The 15,098-nt window shown below is 45.7% G+C and carries 12 protein-coding genes; 11 read left to right on the top strand and 1 reads right to left on the bottom strand.

Annotated features, from left to right (window positions below; genetic code table 11):
- Positions 1–123: 123 nt before the first annotated feature.
- The 3 genes from DXB91_RS10155 to DXB91_RS10145 all read left to right on the top strand — a co-directional run bounded on the left by DXB91_RS10155 (position 124) and on the right by DXB91_RS10145 (position 4,247).
- Complete coding sequence (locus DXB91_RS10155; protein WP_118017846.1) at positions 124–2,565, top strand: LuxR C-terminal-related transcriptional regulator; 2,442 nt, start codon at positions 124–126, stop codon at positions 2,563–2,565.
- 270 nt (positions 2,566–2,835) lie between these two features.
- On the top strand, positions 2,836–3,417 hold the full coding sequence (locus DXB91_RS10150) for a xanthine phosphoribosyltransferase (RefSeq protein WP_004849872.1): 582 nt from the start codon (positions 2,836–2,838) through the stop codon (positions 3,415–3,417).
- A 35-nt stretch (positions 3,418–3,452) separates the two neighbouring features.
- The gene (locus tag DXB91_RS10145) at positions 3,453–4,247 is read left to right on the top strand and encodes a hypothetical protein (RefSeq protein ID WP_004849874.1); all 795 of its coding nucleotides are present in this window, start codon (positions 3,453–3,455) and stop codon (positions 4,245–4,247) included.
- 63 nt (positions 4,248–4,310) lie between these two features.
- Here DXB91_RS10145 and DXB91_RS10140 read toward each other — a convergent pair whose 3' ends face one another.
- Positions 4,311–6,074 (bottom strand): alpha-amylase family glycosyl hydrolase, encoded by a 1,764-nt coding sequence (locus tag DXB91_RS10140; protein ID WP_118017844.1) that lies wholly within the window; start codon positions 6,072–6,074, stop codon positions 4,311–4,313.
- Positions 6,075–6,255: 181 nt separating this feature from the next.
- Here DXB91_RS10140 and DXB91_RS10135 point away from each other — a divergent pair, with 181 nt between their 5' ends.
- The 8 genes from DXB91_RS10135 (at position 6,256) to DXB91_RS10100 (ending at position 14,843) form a co-directional block, all read left to right on the top strand.
- Complete coding sequence (locus tag DXB91_RS10135) at positions 6,256–6,426, top strand: hypothetical protein (RefSeq protein ID WP_158564597.1); 171 nt, start codon at positions 6,256–6,258, stop codon at positions 6,424–6,426.
- 176 nt (positions 6,427–6,602) lie between these two features.
- The gene (locus tag DXB91_RS10130; RefSeq protein ID WP_004849881.1) at positions 6,603–7,376 is read left to right on the top strand and encodes an ABC transporter ATP-binding protein; all 774 of its coding nucleotides are present in this window, start codon (positions 6,603–6,605) and stop codon (positions 7,374–7,376) included.
- Positions 7,366–9,447, top strand: a complete 2,082-nt coding sequence (locus DXB91_RS10125) for an FtsX-like permease family protein (RefSeq protein ID WP_118017842.1) — start codon at positions 7,366–7,368, stop codon at positions 9,445–9,447. The genes DXB91_RS10130 and DXB91_RS10125 overlap by 11 nt, the downstream gene beginning before the upstream one ends.
- A 15-nt stretch (positions 9,448–9,462) precedes the next feature.
- Complete coding sequence (locus DXB91_RS10120) at positions 9,463–10,131, top strand: response regulator transcription factor (protein ID WP_004849887.1); 669 nt, start codon at positions 9,463–9,465, stop codon at positions 10,129–10,131.
- Between the two features lie 24 nt (positions 10,132–10,155).
- A complete protein-coding gene (locus DXB91_RS10115) occupies positions 10,156–11,175 on the top strand; it encodes a sensor histidine kinase (RefSeq protein ID WP_015534065.1) in 1,020 nt (339 codons plus the stop codon).
- A gap of 196 nt (positions 11,176–11,371) precedes the next feature.
- Entirely contained in the window at positions 11,372–11,800 is a 429-nt protein-coding gene (locus tag DXB91_RS10110) for a GNAT family N-acetyltransferase (RefSeq protein WP_118017840.1), read from the top strand.
- 31 nt (positions 11,801–11,831) lie between these two features.
- Positions 11,832–12,812: a choloylglycine hydrolase gene (bsh, locus tag DXB91_RS10105; RefSeq protein ID WP_118017838.1), complete on the top strand. Its 981-nt coding sequence runs from the start codon at positions 11,832–11,834 to the stop codon at positions 12,810–12,812.
- Between the two features lie 33 nt (positions 12,813–12,845).
- Positions 12,846–14,843 carry a LacI family DNA-binding transcriptional regulator gene (locus tag DXB91_RS10100; protein WP_118017903.1) on the top strand — a complete coding sequence of 666 codons (1,998 nt, stop codon included), beginning with the start codon at positions 12,846–12,848 and terminating at the stop codon, positions 14,841–14,843.
- The last annotated feature ends 255 nt before the right edge of the window (positions 14,844–15,098 follow it).

Here is a 15,098-nt window from a genome sequence, read left to right as displayed (position 1 = left end):
GTAGCTGCATGAGGTGCTTGATATCCGGCCCGTTGGGGCTGGATGCAGGCACCTTTGCTGATATATACAGGGTGTTGATTATCTATACCGGGATTAAAAAGTGAGAAAAGGAGATTTGTACATATGGGGAATACGGCTTCGGGTAATAAAGGCTGTTTTATAAAACCGAAAAAAGCCTGGAGGCTTCTGAAGACAGCGGATGAAGGGAATGTAACTGCATATATATTCGGGGTCAGTGGTTCGGGAAAGACGACTCTTGTCAGCAGATATCTTGGAACACGTAAGTACATGGTGGTGGATGCCGGCGGTATCAGACCGGATGACCTTGTGGTAGAAAGCAGCAACGCAAGAAAAATAATTGTCATAGATAATCTGCACGAGCTCTCATGGGGGGATGTGGACACAGTGAGGGAGCAAATCATAGAACTCATTAGAAGAGAAGACGTATGGGTTATACTCGTTGGCCGGTGTCCGGTTCCCCCATGGCTTTCTGCTGTAAGATTTCAAGAAGGATTTTATGTGGTGGACAGCAAGCTGCTTATGTTCAGTCTGGAGGATATAAAGAAGTATGCTGAATACGCTGGATTTAGTATCAATGAGGCACAAGTGCAGAGAATGTACTATGAGACTACAGGACTTCCGCTGGCTGTGGAGATGTGCCACATCAAATACATGGAAATGGCATATACAAGCGAGATAACAGATGATATGTATAATGATTTTTCGAGACGCGTTGAGGATGAGATGTGTAATTACCTTGAGTATCATGTGTATGATAACTGGGATGTGGAAATGCAGGAATTTCTCATGGAAATATCCGTGGTGGATGAGTTTACAACAAAACAGGCTGAGATGATAACCGGAAGAAGTGACAGTGAGCTTTTGATCGAGAGGGCAAAGTGGCTTGGAAACTTTATGACCAGCCGGATGGATAAGGATGGCAATACACAATATCAACTGCAGTTTCACATGAGGGTCTCTATGCGCAGACGTCTTAAGCGGAAGTACGAGAAAGAGCGTATAAGAGGCCTGTATGAGAATGCCGGACTGTTTTACAGACTTAACGGAGATATAAGGAAAGCTCTAGAGATGTATGAAAATGCAGGAGTTACAGAGCGAATAGTTTCAATACTTGTCGATAATGCCAGACATGCGGCGAACAGTGGTTATTACTATGATCTGAAAAAATATTACCTGGAACTTCCGGATCATGTCATCGAGAAAAGTCCTGAGCTTATGTGTGGTATGAGCATGCTGCAGTCACTCCTTCTAAATCCTGATGAGAGTGAAAGATGGTACGACAGACTAAAATTATATGCAGATGAAAACCAGGGAAGTGCCAGGAAAAATGCAAAGGGGCTTTTGCTGTATCTGGATATTGGTCTGCCGCACAGAGGAAGTGTTGATGTATTAAAGCTTTTGAAGTCAGCATACACAATGGTCTTTAATAAGGAGGTAAGAATACAGGAATGGTCGGTTACATCCAATCTGCCTTCAATGATGAACGGTGGAAAAGATTTCTGTGAGTGGAGCAAGAGAGACAGAGAGCTGGCATCGAAGGTTGGCAGGATAGTTGAGTTTGTGCTTGGAAAATATGGAAAAGGCCTTGTAAATCTTGCTTTGGCGGAGAGTTTTCTTGAAAAGAGCGGAGATAATTATGAAGTGGCAACTCTTGCGGCAAAGGGCAGAATGCAGGCGGAAGCAGGAGGAAAAATCGAGCAGTGCTTTGTTGCTGATGGTATATTGGCGTGGCTGCATTTGCAGAACGGAAAGCCACAGGAGGCTCTTGAGGTTTTGAATGGAATAGAGGGAAAGGCTGAAAAAGAGGAAGGACAAAATCTCCTTCCCAATATATATGCATTTGAGACCAGATGCAGCCTGTACAGAGGAGATAGAGCCTGTGTTACAGGTTGGATGGAAAATGCTCCGGATGAAAATGTTGAATTCAGGATATATGACAGGTTTATCTATCTAACCAAAGTGAGAGTATACCTTCAAAGCGGACGGAATGAACAGGCATATTCGCTGCTGACAAAGCTGAGATATTATGCTGAGATGATGTCCCGTACGTATATAGGGATAGAATGTAGTGTGCTGATGGCTGTAGCTTTGCAGCGATTAAAAAATGATGACTGGAAAAAGGCGATGTGCCATGCTATGGATACTGCGATGGAATATAGCTTCACAAGGATTATATCCAGAGAAGGTGCGGCGGTGAATACTCTTATAAATACCTGTGGATGGAAAGTCGAGAAAGATGGTGCTGACGATAAGGAGATAGCCGCAAGAAGGGCATATTTCAGACAACTGCAGAAGGAGACTGAGAGTATGACGAGATACTACCCCGGATATATGAAAGCGGGAGTGGATGATGTTCAACTCAGTGAGACTGCTACAGCCATACTTAAACTGCAGGCAGAGGGGCTGTCCAGACAGAAGATAGCGGACAGACTCAACATGTCGGAGGCGAATGTAAAGTATCATCTGAACCAGGTGTACAGGAAACTCGGGGTGACTGATAAGGCCGGGGCGGTTAGGGAGGCATCTAACAGGGGACTTATCTAGTGATTGTGAGATTTGTGTTCGGTGGTGATTTACTTGAATACACCGCATGTAAAAGTTGTATATGAATGTATATAATTAGGGTGGAAAAACTTAGATTGTTGTTGTATTATGTCTATAATTATGATTACATACGAATCAGTAACGTCAGATTGAGATGAGGATAATTTCCGTATGGCATAAAAGTGTTGGTGAAGATGGCGTTTGGAACTTAGAGAATGAGCGAGTACGGACGGATTCGTATTTGACAGGTATTCAAGGAGGAATTACGACGTGAATTTTTTGGAAGAGAGAATAACTAAGGATGGAATAGTAAAGGAGGGCAATGTTCTCAAGGTGGATAGTTTCCTGAACCACCAGATGGATATACGTCTGTTTGATCAGATCGGTGAGGAGTTCAAGAAGAGATTTGAGGGAACAGAGATCAACAAGATCCTTACTATAGAGGCATCCGGAATAGGCATTGCCTGTGTTGTTGCCAGACATTTTGACGTGCCTGTTGTATTTGCGAAGAAGTCAAAGAGCATTAATATAGAGGGCGATGTGTATGTGGCAGAGGTTGAGTCATTTACACACAAGTGTAAGAATCAGGTTATCGTATCCAAAAAATTTATAAATCCGGAGGACAAGATTCTTATCATAGATGATTTCCTTGCAAATGGATGTGCGCTTCAGGGACTCATCTCCATAGTCAAGTCAGCAGGCGCCAGCGTAGAGGGAATCGGAATCGCAGTTGAGAAGGGCTTCCAGACAGGTGGGCAGGTCATCAGGAATCTCGGATATCATCTTGAGTCGCTTGCGATAGTGGACAGCATGGACGCTGCTACGGGCGAGATAAAGTTCAGGGAGCAGTAGGATCGCTGCGGGATATTTGCTGAGAGGTGGGGTATATGGGAAATAACAATTTAGAAGAAAAAAATGTTTCTATGCCTGAGAAAATTGGAGGCGTAATATTTGGCATATGGTTTGTTGCCAGTATTATAGCCGGATTTGTTGCAAGTGAGATCGGAACGGATGCTGTTATGCTTGTTGTGGGGCAGTTTTTTGCCGGGATAGTTCTTGTCATAATTCTAAAGACTCTTATTCCGATGATTAAGAAGCGAAAGCGGGGGAGCATCATCGGTATAGTGTTCATATCTGTGTTTGCCGGTGCTGCATCGGCGCTGATATGGGCGGCGTGTGCTGTGAAAGATGGCTCTTTTGCGGATAAGATAGTATTGCTCCCGGAACGGATATTGGGGAGAGAAAATTGCAATGTTGGAGCATTTTATGCAGAGATATTTGCCTGTGCATTCTTTGTGGTCAGTGCAATAACACTGCTCTCTGTGATATGTAAGAGAAAAGCGCTTGAGCGAAGATGTTCATTTACTGTGAAAGCTGTATGCCATGATGTACGTGCAGATATGAGACAGGATATGAGAGCCGGCAGAAGATATCCGGAGGCGGGAGTATTTGAATTTACATACAGGGATAAGCAGTATAAAGTGTATGAGCAGACATATGTATATGGACTGAATATAAGTAAAGGCGATGTGGTATATCTTTATATCAACCCAGAAAATCCGTACGAATTTTATCTGGAAAACAGTGGTATATTCAGCAGTCAGGCGATATGGTCAGCAGTTTTTTTGATGGTTATATCAGGTTTGATGGCCGCAGGCTGCAATTTGTTGATTTTTAGGTGAAAAAATAGCCAGGTGTATGTTCTCCAATTTGGAGAATATGCACCTGGCTGTTTCTACGTAATTTTATCTGAAACTCTTCAGCCAATTGACGAGAGAGTCGTGCCAGATATTATCTACGACTGTCTTTTTCATCTGTGCGTCAACAGGTCCGTTTCCGGCAAGCTTTGCCAGGATTGCAGCCTGAAGTTCAGGAACTGTCATGGATTCCGGAGACTTGCTCCAGTCAACTGTGATGGTTTCTGGATCAACCGGGGTGTTGGCAGTAGTATTCTTCTCAATATCAGTAGTGTTTTTCTTAGCATCTGCAGATTCTGTAGCAGTCACAGTGTCTTTGGATTCTATCTTTGGTTCAGATTCCTGATTGCCTTTTGCATCGGTAGATGTTCCAGACGCTGCTTTATCTTCTGTGTTGGTCTTAGCTTCACTCTCAGTCTTGTTCTTAGTCTTGTTCTCAGCCTTCGTCTCCATCTTAACTGGCTTAACGTTCAGGTCAGTTCCATCAGGCACCCAGATCTCACCACTGTTTGCAGGCTGGGTTATATTGATATGACCATCCTGTACAGATACCTTTTCGCCTGACAGGGCGCCGATGTATGCTGTGCAGTTACCTGCTGCAAGGTGCATTCCGGCTGGGGCATCGTCGTTGTTCACTGACACGATGACACGTGTTCCGTCAAGATCCCTCGCGTATGCGAACTGTCTGTTGGTGAGCATCAGCTCATCGTAGCTGCCATATGACAGTGCAGGAACGGCCTGACGTACCTTGCCGAGTGCGGCGATGAGTGCTGTACAAGGATTAGTTTTTACTGAATCCTTGTAATCTTCTATATTGAGAGCTGGTCTTAAGCTGTCGTCCGAGCCATATTCCTTGCGTCCCTCAATGCCAAATTCCGAACCGTAGTATATGCTAGGCACACCCGGAAGAGTGTAGAGCAATACATGTACAGGTGCAAAATGAGCCTTATTGGTAAGTTTTGTATAGATACGCTCCACATCATGGTTGTCTACGAAGTTGTAGAGCTTTAATGTTCCCATGTTCTGGAGACGTCTTACAGTGTGCGCGATTTCAAAATAGTTGTGGTCATTGTGGCCGCTGTACAGAGCCTTGTGAAGTGTGTAGTTGGTGACACTGTGAAGAGTCTCGCCGTTTACCCAGCGGCTGTAGTCGCCGTGGATGACCTCACCCATGAGCCAGAAATCCGGCTTCACTTCATTTGCTGTGCGGCGCAGTGCCTTCATGAAATCAAAATCAAGGACGTCCGCAGCGTCAAGTCTGATTCCGTCCACATCGAACTCACTCACCCAGAAACGAATCACATCGCATATATAGTCAACGACAGCAGGATTCTTCTGATTCAGCTTGACGAGAAGGTTGTAGCCTCCCCAGTTGTCGTAAGAGAAACCGTCGTTGTACTCGTTGTTACCCCAGAAATTCACGTTGCAGTACCAGTCTTTGTACTGTGAATTCTCTCTGTTTGCCTGGATGTCCTTGAATGCGAAGAAGTCACGGCCTGTGTGGTTGAACACTCCGTCGAAGATGACCTTTATTCCCTGTTCATGGCAGTAAGCCACAAATGCTGTCAGGTCCTCATTTGTTCCGAGACGGGAGTCGAGCTTCTTGTAATCTGTAGTCTCGTAGCCGTGTCCGACTGACTCAAAGAGTGGTCCGATGTACAGTGCTGAACCGCCAATCTCCTTTATATGATCCACCCATGGAAGCAGGGTGTTTAAGCGGTGAACAGGCTCACCGTAGTCGTTCTGTTTAGGGGCTCCCGCAAGTCCCAGTGGATAAATGTGATAAAATACTGCCTCATCATACCATGCCATAGTTATCCCTCCATTTTTAAAAATTAGCATTTACATTATACTAAAAAAATTAGGAAAAAGCGACAAAAAAACATGTCTATATTGCACGAACTATGGTAGAATCATTTCTGTTGAAATGGACAAAAAAATACAGGAAAGAAAATGAGTAAAGAACAAGCTAAAACAGCAAATTCAGAGCGCGATGATAATTGCAGGAATAGGCTCCCTTATCCAGATCTTCCCTAAGATTGTGCAGACGGTATTTGCTGAGAACTGTGTGGCTGTTGTATTCATAGTTGCCATCATTCTGAATCTTGTGCTTCCTAAGAACATGGATGTCCATGAGACCCCAAAGACTGAGGATGCAGAGTAGATCCAATAAAACATACAGATTATCCGAGAGGAAAACTTACAAGAGGTGTAAGTGTTAATCACAGCGTCGTTCTGATATTATGATATCAGAGCGGCGCTGCTTTTGTATTAACGTGGGCAACGAGCAAAAGTCCGTGATAGCACTCCGGCCCCATGAAAATAAGAAAGGTGAACAATATGGATAGTTTATTAAAGATAGAATCACTGAAGAAATACTATGGCAAAAAGCCAAACCAGACTAAGGCTCTGGACGGCATATCATTTCAGGTCATGCCGGGGGAGTTCCTTGGCATCATGGGTAGCAGTGGATCGGGAAAGTCCACACTGCTGAACTGTATCGCAACGGTCATAAAGCCTGACAGCGGAACCATAGAGCTTCAGGGCAAAGAGATACAGGCGCTTAAAGGTGCGAAGCTTGCGCAGTACAGAGGCAGGGAGATAGGTTATCTGTTTCAGAATTTTGAACTTCTGGACAATCTAACAGGCAGAGAGAACATTATGGTTCCGTTGTCAATACACGGTGTATCCGAGGATGAGAGCAGAAACAGACTGGAAAAGCTTTCATCATATCTGGAGATAGATAACGTGCTTGACAAATTCCCATCGCAGATGTCTGGTGGTCAGAGACAGAGGGTTGCGGCCGCCAGAGCACTCATACTTAATCCGGGGATCATTCTTGCGGACGAGCCGACCGGAGCACTCGACTCAAGAAATGCAAAGGCACTCATGGAGAAACTGTTGGGACTGAACAGGGATGACAACACTACCATACTTATGGTGACCCACGACTCAAATGCGGCCAGCTTCTGCAAGAGGATACTCTTCATACAGGATGGCAGGATATTCCATGAGCTCAGAAGAGATATGGAGAGAGAGTCACAGCAGGAGTTTTATGAGAGGATACTCAAGCTGATGGCGCAGATGGGAGGAGGCAGCGCAAATGTTCTTTAAACTCGCAATGAGGAACAGCCGGAGAAGCAGGAAAGAGAATGGTCTGTTCTTCGCTTCGCTGGTCGTGTCCATAGTGGCATTTTATATCATATTGGCGCTGTCCCATCAGGATGTGATGATATTCCTGAGAAGTCTTGAAAGCGATGCGGTGAACAGTCTTCTTCAGATAGCGGCGGTGTTCTATGTATTTTCACTGGTCATGTTGTTCTTTCTTATATACTATGCAAGCAAATACCAGCTCGAACGACGGAGGCACGAACTTGGAATGTATATAATGATGGGGATGAGGAGATCAAAGCTTTTTGCCCTGCTGATTGCGGAGGATCTGGGCAGCAGCGTAGTGGCTCTGCTCATCGGACTTCCTATAGCGATCCTGATGTCTGAGGTGGTCAGCCTTCTCACAGCCAGACTGGTAGGTCTTGGCGTTATAGATCATCACGTATCATTTTCACTGCAGGCAGTCATACTGACAACTGTTGGATTTGTAGCGATAAAGCTTGCAGCATTTCTCATACTGAGCGGTAAGCTTGCAAGAAAGCAGATAGGCGATCTCCTTGTAGATACACCGGAGACAGAGAAGAAACAGCTTCCGGCTCCTGTGTATGGTGTGAGTGCAGTCCTCGGTCTTGTTGCGCTGGTCATTGCATACTGTCAGGGAATAGGTGGCTATTCGTGGATCAGCGTAAAATATATGGCGGTCACCATAACACTGGGATTTGTTGGCATGTTCCTGCTGTTTTTCGGTCTCAGGCTCTTTGTTGATGCACTGGCCAGACGTGCAAATGGCTCAAAACCACTTGCTGTGTTCGGTTTCAGGCAGATACACGAAAATGTAGTAACAAAATCTGGAACGCTTGCAATAAGCTCGATACTCATACTCGGCGCTCTGTGCTGCTGCGGTGCGGGCGTTGGCATATGTATATCCAGACAGAATATGGATCATGTGCTCGATTATACATTTGCCTCATATGGGGGTGACGCTGAGACGGACAGCAGGAATATCCGCGCGAAACTGGAGGAAACCGGCGTGTTGGAGGATTTCTCGGACGTATTCGATATGAAGCTTGGTTATATAAAGATGGGTGAAAATGAGTCCCATGATGATGCTGTGAACGTGGGGAATGTCATATCCGCACTTGAAAAACTCAAGGTTTCAGAGGACAGGGACGTGCTTATAAATAACATGTCATACATGACATACCCTTACCTGATCCAGGAGAGTGCGTACAACAAGGTGCTTGAGACTGCGGGAAAGGAGCCTTTGGAGCTCGGAGAGAATGAACTGGCACTCTATACGGATTTCTTTACTGATTACCGCGGAGGTTTACTGAATGAGGTATTGGCAGAGCGTCCGGAGGTGGATGTAAGAGGAGATGAGTATCATCTGACCGGAGAGGTCCAGACCACGAAGATTGTGACAGATTCATCGATAACCCTGTCGTTCGGACTTATCGTGGACGATGATACATTTGCCAGACTGACAAATGACAATTACGAGTTATATGTAAATGCCGTTCTCAAAAAGGATATCGTGGACGATAAGGGCCTCATGAAAGCCATAATGGACGAAAATGAGAAACTTGACGGCATAGATTTTGAGAGTATAAACGCTGATTGCGAGAGTTATCTGCAGAACATAGGAAGAAATATGTTCTACACGGTGGCTGCAGGATATATAACGCTTTATTTGGCGGTGGTGTTCCTCATAATCGCAAATACCATAATCGGTGTTCAGTTCCTGATGGGACAGAGAAAGTCCGGCAGAAGGTACAGAACCCTTGTGAAGCTTGGCGCGACATACGAAATGCTCTGCAGCTCAGCAAACAGACAGGTGGGCTGGTATTTCGGAATCCCGGTTGCCGTGGCGGCGGTCAGCAGTATATTCGGTGTGCGTGCTCTGCTCACGGGAATCCTGTCAGAATCCATGCGAGGCAGTGTGAAACAGATACTTATCATAGCTGCGGTTATGATAATCCTGTTGTGTGTGGTAGAATATATCTATATGACAGCGGTGAAACGCTCAAGCAACAGATATCTCATGGCGATGATGACACCGGAAAGGGTTGAGTAAACGGTGAAGTGTGTGATGGTGGTTGAGGACGATGTCCTCATGTGCGATGAACTTCTGGATATGCTGACAAAGGCAGGATACAGGGCAGTTAAGCCAGATGGATTTGACAACATAATAGAACAGATACTGGACATGGCTCCGGATATTCTTCTGCTGGATATCAATCTTCCTGGCAGGAGCGGCTTTGACATATGCCGGGAGATCAAGAGGCGGAGCTCTGTCCCGGTGCTGGTTCTCACATCGAGGGACCAGCTAAAGGACGAGCTCCATGCGCTGGAGCTGGGCGCTGATGAATTCCTCACGAAGCCATGCCGCCGTGAGCGGCTTCTGGCCCGGGTGGCAAATGTGCTCAAGAGGTACGAGGGCAGACAGAACCTGATCGAAGGAGAAGGGTTTCTTCTGGACACTCAGACATACACTCTGTATATAGATGGGAGATCTGCGGTGCTTCCACAGAATCAGGGACGTATATTTGAGACACTTATGACAAGCGGAGGAGATGTCGTGTCTAAGGAGAAACTTTGTGAGGCAGTGTGGGGCACATCGGAGTATATAGATGAAAATGCCCTGCAGGTGAATCTTACAAGACTCAAAAAGAAAATGGCGGGACTGGATATGAAGGCAAAGATCATAGCTGTAAGAGGCGTTGGATACAAAATATTCCCTGGGGACGGAGGTGCCTGACCCACTTGTCAGAGTGGAGAAAATATGAAAAGATTTGGACTTGTTATAAAACAGAATATTGTCTGGCTTGGTCTGCTGCTTCTGATGGACGTGGCGTTCTGCTTCTTCATGTGGCTTGTGGCACCAGAGGCATTTGTCAGAATAAGGGTGCTGGTTGGCATGTTCACTGTGATACTGTTCGCGGCGGTGTGCTCGGTGCTGTGTATAAAGGACAGGAAGAAGATTGAGGCGTTCAGGAGATTTGTCACTGCCCCGGATGAACAGAGCGAGATAGAAATGAGGAGCCTGTGCGGGGCTTCTGAACAGGAATATGTGAGCGTGCTGTCGGAGGAGCTTCACGATCTGAGAGATTCAGTGATGCAGAGTGGCAGACAGCTCAGGGATTATCAGGAGTATGTGGAGAACTGGGCACATGAGATCAAGACCCCCATCTCTCTGCTGACATTTGTGGTGGACAACAGGAGAGATGAGCTGCCTCATAATGTTGTGATGAAGATGGACAATGTGACCAGCCAGATGCAGAACTATGTGGACCAGATGCTCTACTACGCCAGACTGAAAAGCGATTCCAAGGATTATCTCATGGAGAGCATAGATGTGGAAGAATGCGTGGATGAGGTGATAGCTGACTACAGATCCCTGCTTGAGGAGAAGGGCATACGGGTCAGAAAGTGTCTTGAGAATGGAGAGGTGTACAGTGACCGCAGGGGATTGCAGTTTATACTCGGTCAGCTTGTGAGCAATTCCATGAAATACACAAATGAGCAGCCGGAGATATCATTTGACTTCTGGACGGCGGGGGACAAAAAGCTGCTGTCCGTGAGTGACAATGGCATAGGTGTAAAGAGCTGTGACATGCCATACATATTCGAGAAGGGTGTCACGGGTGATTCGGGTGAGAACAGGAAGCATGCAACGGGCATGGGACTGTATCTTGTCAGTGAGATGGCGCATGACCTGGGCATCACAGTGACGGCAAATTCAAAGTGGCAGAATGGATTTGAGATAGTACTTGAATTCCCGGATGTGGAGACAAAGATATAAAAGTGAGGAGGCAGATACAGCGTTGTGCGTATCTGCCTCCTCACTTTTTACCGGGATATTTTATAATAAATTTATGGGTGGCGGTCTGTTAATAATCACTTTGATATTTTATAATGTAAGCATTGGTTGTAATTTAGTTGATGGTGCAAAGTCAGTTTACGTGGACTGAAACTCAGTGGGAAAGGAGAATATAATTATGGAGATCAGAAAAGCGACAGCAGAGGATTTTGATATTGTATTTGATTTTATAGAAAAATTATGGACATATAATACATATGACAGGGAAGAAATACGCAAAGTATATATGGACGTCATAGATGACGATCGTAGCTTTGTTTTTTTATTATGGGATGAAGGCATTTGCAGAGGCATGTGCCATGGAGACTATTTTAATACATTCTGGATGTCGGGGCTCACATGCTATGTGCCAAGTCTCATAACGAGAGAGGAGGACCGTGGCAAGGGATATGGTGTGGCACTCCTGGATCATGCAAAGGAGCTTGCAAAGCAGAGGGGATGCAAGGCTATCACCCTTGATTCCGGACTTCCGAGGACAGGGGCACATGGCTTCTACGAGCACTATGGCTTTGAAAAGAGCTGCTACGGCTTTGAGATGATGATATAAATTATCTGTTGAGATTTGAAAGGAGACAAATATGTGTACAGCAGCGACATATAAGACAAAGAATTTCTATTTTGGAAGAACACTTGATTATGAATTCTCGTACGGCGATGAGATCACCGTGACTCCGAGAAATTACCCGTTTGAATTCAGATATATGGGCAGGAAGGACAGCCATTATGCCATGATAGGAATGGCACATGTGGCGGGTGGCTATCCTCTCTACTATGATGCTATAAATGAGAAGGGACTTGGAATGGCAGGCCTGAATTTCGTTGGAAATGCCGCGTATCAGGAAGTGGATGAGAGCGGTGACAGGGACAATGTAGCCCAGTATGAGTTTATTCCATGGATACTCGGAAGCTGTGCCAGTGTAGGTGAGGCAAGGGTGGCACTGGATAGGATGAACCTGACAGGAACACCGTTTTCCGAGCAGCTTCCTACAGCGCAGCTCCACTGGATCATCGCGGACAGAAATGGCGCCATAACAGTGGAGTGCATGGCTGACGGACTTCATGTGTATGAGAATCCTGTTGGGGTTCTCACGAACAACCCGCCATTTCCGCAGCAGATGTTCCTGCTCAATCAGTATATGGGACTGTCACCAAAGCAGCCGGTGAACACATTTGCACCGGAGGTGGGACTGAATACTTACAGCCGTGGCATGGGAGCAATAGGACTTCCTGGGGATCTGTCATCGACGTCAAGATTTGCCAGGGTGGCATTTGTGAAGCAGAACAGTCTGTCTGGAGATTCTGAGGCTGAGAGTGTGAGCCAGTTTTTCCATATACTCGGTTCTGTGGATCAGCAGAGGGGATGCTGTGAGGTGGCATCTGACAAATATGAGATCACTATATACACGTCCTGCTGCAACGCTGACAAGGGAATATACTATTACAATACCTACGAGGGTCATCAGGTAAATGCAGTGGATATGAACAGGGAGAATTTGGACGGCGCAGAGCTTGCCAGATACCCTCTTATCCAGGGGGAGAATATCAATTGGCAGAACTGATGTATGTGGCTTACAAGGGAGAAAGGATGCTGTATGAGTAAAAGCAAGGTTACAATAAAAGAAATAGCGGAGATGGCTGGGGTGTCAATAGCCACGGTATCACATGTTATAAATAGGACGAGGTATGTAAGACCTGAGCTTGTGGATAAGATAGAGAAGATCATTGTAGAGACGGGATACCAGAATAAGATAGCTGATAAGGAGAGAAAACTGCTGGTTGGACGGGAGTCCACGATAGTTGCAGTTATTCCAAACATTGAAAGTACTATATACAGAGATATGGTAGCTTATGTGAAGCAGCTTGTCAGTGTGCAGGGATATCAGTTCCTTGTGGCGATAACAGACAATGATCTCAAGGAGGAGGCGCAGGTGCTTGCCGGACTTCTGATCAACAAGAAGGTTGCCGGTATCATACATGCGCCGGTGAGCGATGTGGCATCTAACTACACAAAACTCATACAGTCGGGTGTTCCATTTGTCTGCGTGGAGAGAAATATACTTGGATCAGGGATAGACTCGGTTGAGTTTCGCGACCGTGAGGCTATATTTAAGGGCGCAGATTATCTGCTTGCGAGTGGACACAAAAATGTTTTGTTTTTCAGAGAGAGTACGGACAGTACCACCAGGGATGAGAGAACAAAAGGTTTCCTGAATGCTCTGGAGAAATACAATATAAATACAAATGATGCAAACATTGTTGATGTGACGTTGGAAAAAGGAGAGGATGACTGCATGCTGGCTATTCAGAAAGCCCTGCGCAGATACAGGCCGACCGCTGTACTTGCGGGAGGCAACAGAATAACTCTTTATCTTATGAAGACACTGAGAGATATGGGAATCGACTGTCCGGGAGAAATATCTGTGGTTGGATTTGGTGATGAGAGCTGGTCTGAACTTACTTATCCACCTCTTACAATACTGAGAAGAGATGTGAAGGGACTAAGTGCCAAGGCTGTTGGGATGTTGTTTGAGAAGATCAATACGGGAGTTGCCATATCGCATGACTGTTATGCAGATGTAGAGCTTGTAGTCAGAAAATCCACAAAAATGCTTGACAATGGACCATTTGGAGATAAAGCGGCAGCACCGGATTCGGTTGTACTGACAAAAGAAGAGAAACACAGACTAAAGGCAGGACATTACAGGGTTGCGATCTCTTTCCACTATACCGGAACGTCTTGGGCAGAATTGCATGAGAAGGGAATTCGGGAGGAACTTGAGCAGTTTGGAATAGATGTGGTGTCGGTTATGGATGCACACTTTGACTCTGAACTTCAGAATGCACAGCTCGATGGAATAAGGCTTCAGAAACCTGATGCGGTGATTGCCATCCCGGCGGATGACAGCCGTACCAGAGAGAAGTTTCAGGAACTCTCCAAGGTGTCAAAACTGGTGTTCATAAGCAATGTTCCGGAGGGTATGTCCAAGAACAGCTATGTGTCCTGTGTATCAGTAAATGAGTCGGAGAATGGAACGAACACGGGAAGAATGTTGGGAGAATATTGTAAGGAAAATAAGAAAAAAAAGGCAGGTTTTATTATTCATGGTGCGGCATTCTATGGAACAAGGGTCAGGGATAACGCCGCCGAGAGAATAATCAAGGACAGTTATCCGGATATTGACATAGTTACGATCAGGAGTTTTGGAGAGATATCCAATGCATATCAGGTAGCCAAGGACGTGATAACTGCCAATCCTGAAATTGAGGCAATGTATGTGAGCTGGGATCGCCCGGCGCTTCTGGCTATAAAGGCGCTCAAGGAGCTTGGCAGGGAGGATGTGGCGGTGTTCACAACTGATCTTGACCATGGTATAGCCCGGTGCATGGAAGAAGGAATAGTCAAGGGACTCAGCACGCAGAGACCATACGAGCAGGGAAGAGCGGCTGCGGCGGTTGTTGCCAAGTCCCTGGTAAGTGAAGAACAGCTTCCAAAGTATGTGGGAGTTCAGCCGTATCAGGTTGAGCCAAAACAGCTCAGGCTTGCATGGAAGGAAATCTTCCATGAGTCCATGCCGGACAGATTGAGGTGATATGACATCCGTCAGAGAGAAAATTGTATCTTTCTGGCGGATTTTTTGCGTTTATACACAAGACCTTGGAAGATTGTATCTTTTTCGCCTGAGAAGTTCTCAAGGATACAATTTTGTGTCCAAGTTGTTGTAACCACACCCAAAAGAGAATATTCCCGGGGGAAGTGGTACCGGAGACAATGGACAAGATTACAAGAGACAAGGTGACAAGTAACGGGTGTCAATCATACACTACAAATCCCATAAGTATGACAT

The sequence above is a fragment of the Coprococcus sp. OM06-34AC genome (genome assembly GCF_003462545.1).
GTDB lineage: Bacteria > Bacillota > Clostridia > Lachnospirales > Lachnospiraceae > Coprococcus > Coprococcus aceti.
The sequence above is the reverse complement of the archived record's forward strand: the minus strand, read 5'-3'. Positions and strand labels throughout refer to the sequence as shown.

Excerpts from the sequence above, each read along its gene's own strand:
- DXB91_RS10155 (WP_118017846.1), top strand. The coding sequence starts at position 124 with ATGGGGAATACGGCTTCGGGTAATAAAGGCTGTTTTATAAAACCGAAA.
- DXB91_RS10145 (WP_004849874.1), top strand. The coding sequence starts at position 3,453 with ATGGGAAATAACAATTTAGAAGAAAAAAATGTTTCTATGCCTGAGAAA.
- DXB91_RS10140 (WP_118017844.1), bottom strand. The coding sequence starts at position 6,074 with ATGGCATGGTATGATGAGGCAGTATTTTATCACATTTATCCACTGGGA.
- DXB91_RS10135 (WP_158564597.1), top strand. The coding sequence starts at position 6,256 with ATGATAATTGCAGGAATAGGCTCCCTTATCCAGATCTTCCCTAAGATT.
- DXB91_RS10130 (WP_004849881.1), top strand. The coding sequence starts at position 6,603 with ATGGATAGTTTATTAAAGATAGAATCACTGAAGAAATACTATGGCAAA.
- DXB91_RS10125 (WP_118017842.1), top strand. The coding sequence starts at position 7,366 with ATGTTCTTTAAACTCGCAATGAGGAACAGCCGGAGAAGCAGGAAAGAG.
- DXB91_RS10120 (WP_004849887.1), top strand. The coding sequence starts at position 9,463 with ATGGTGGTTGAGGACGATGTCCTCATGTGCGATGAACTTCTGGATATG.
- DXB91_RS10115 (WP_015534065.1), top strand. The coding sequence starts at position 10,156 with ATGAAAAGATTTGGACTTGTTATAAAACAGAATATTGTCTGGCTTGGT.
- DXB91_RS10110 (WP_118017840.1), top strand. The coding sequence starts at position 11,372 with ATGGAGATCAGAAAAGCGACAGCAGAGGATTTTGATATTGTATTTGAT.
- bsh (WP_118017838.1), top strand. The coding sequence starts at position 11,832 with ATGTGTACAGCAGCGACATATAAGACAAAGAATTTCTATTTTGGAAGA.
- DXB91_RS10100 (WP_118017903.1), top strand. The coding sequence starts at position 12,846 with ATGAGTAAAAGCAAGGTTACAATAAAAGAAATAGCGGAGATGGCTGGG.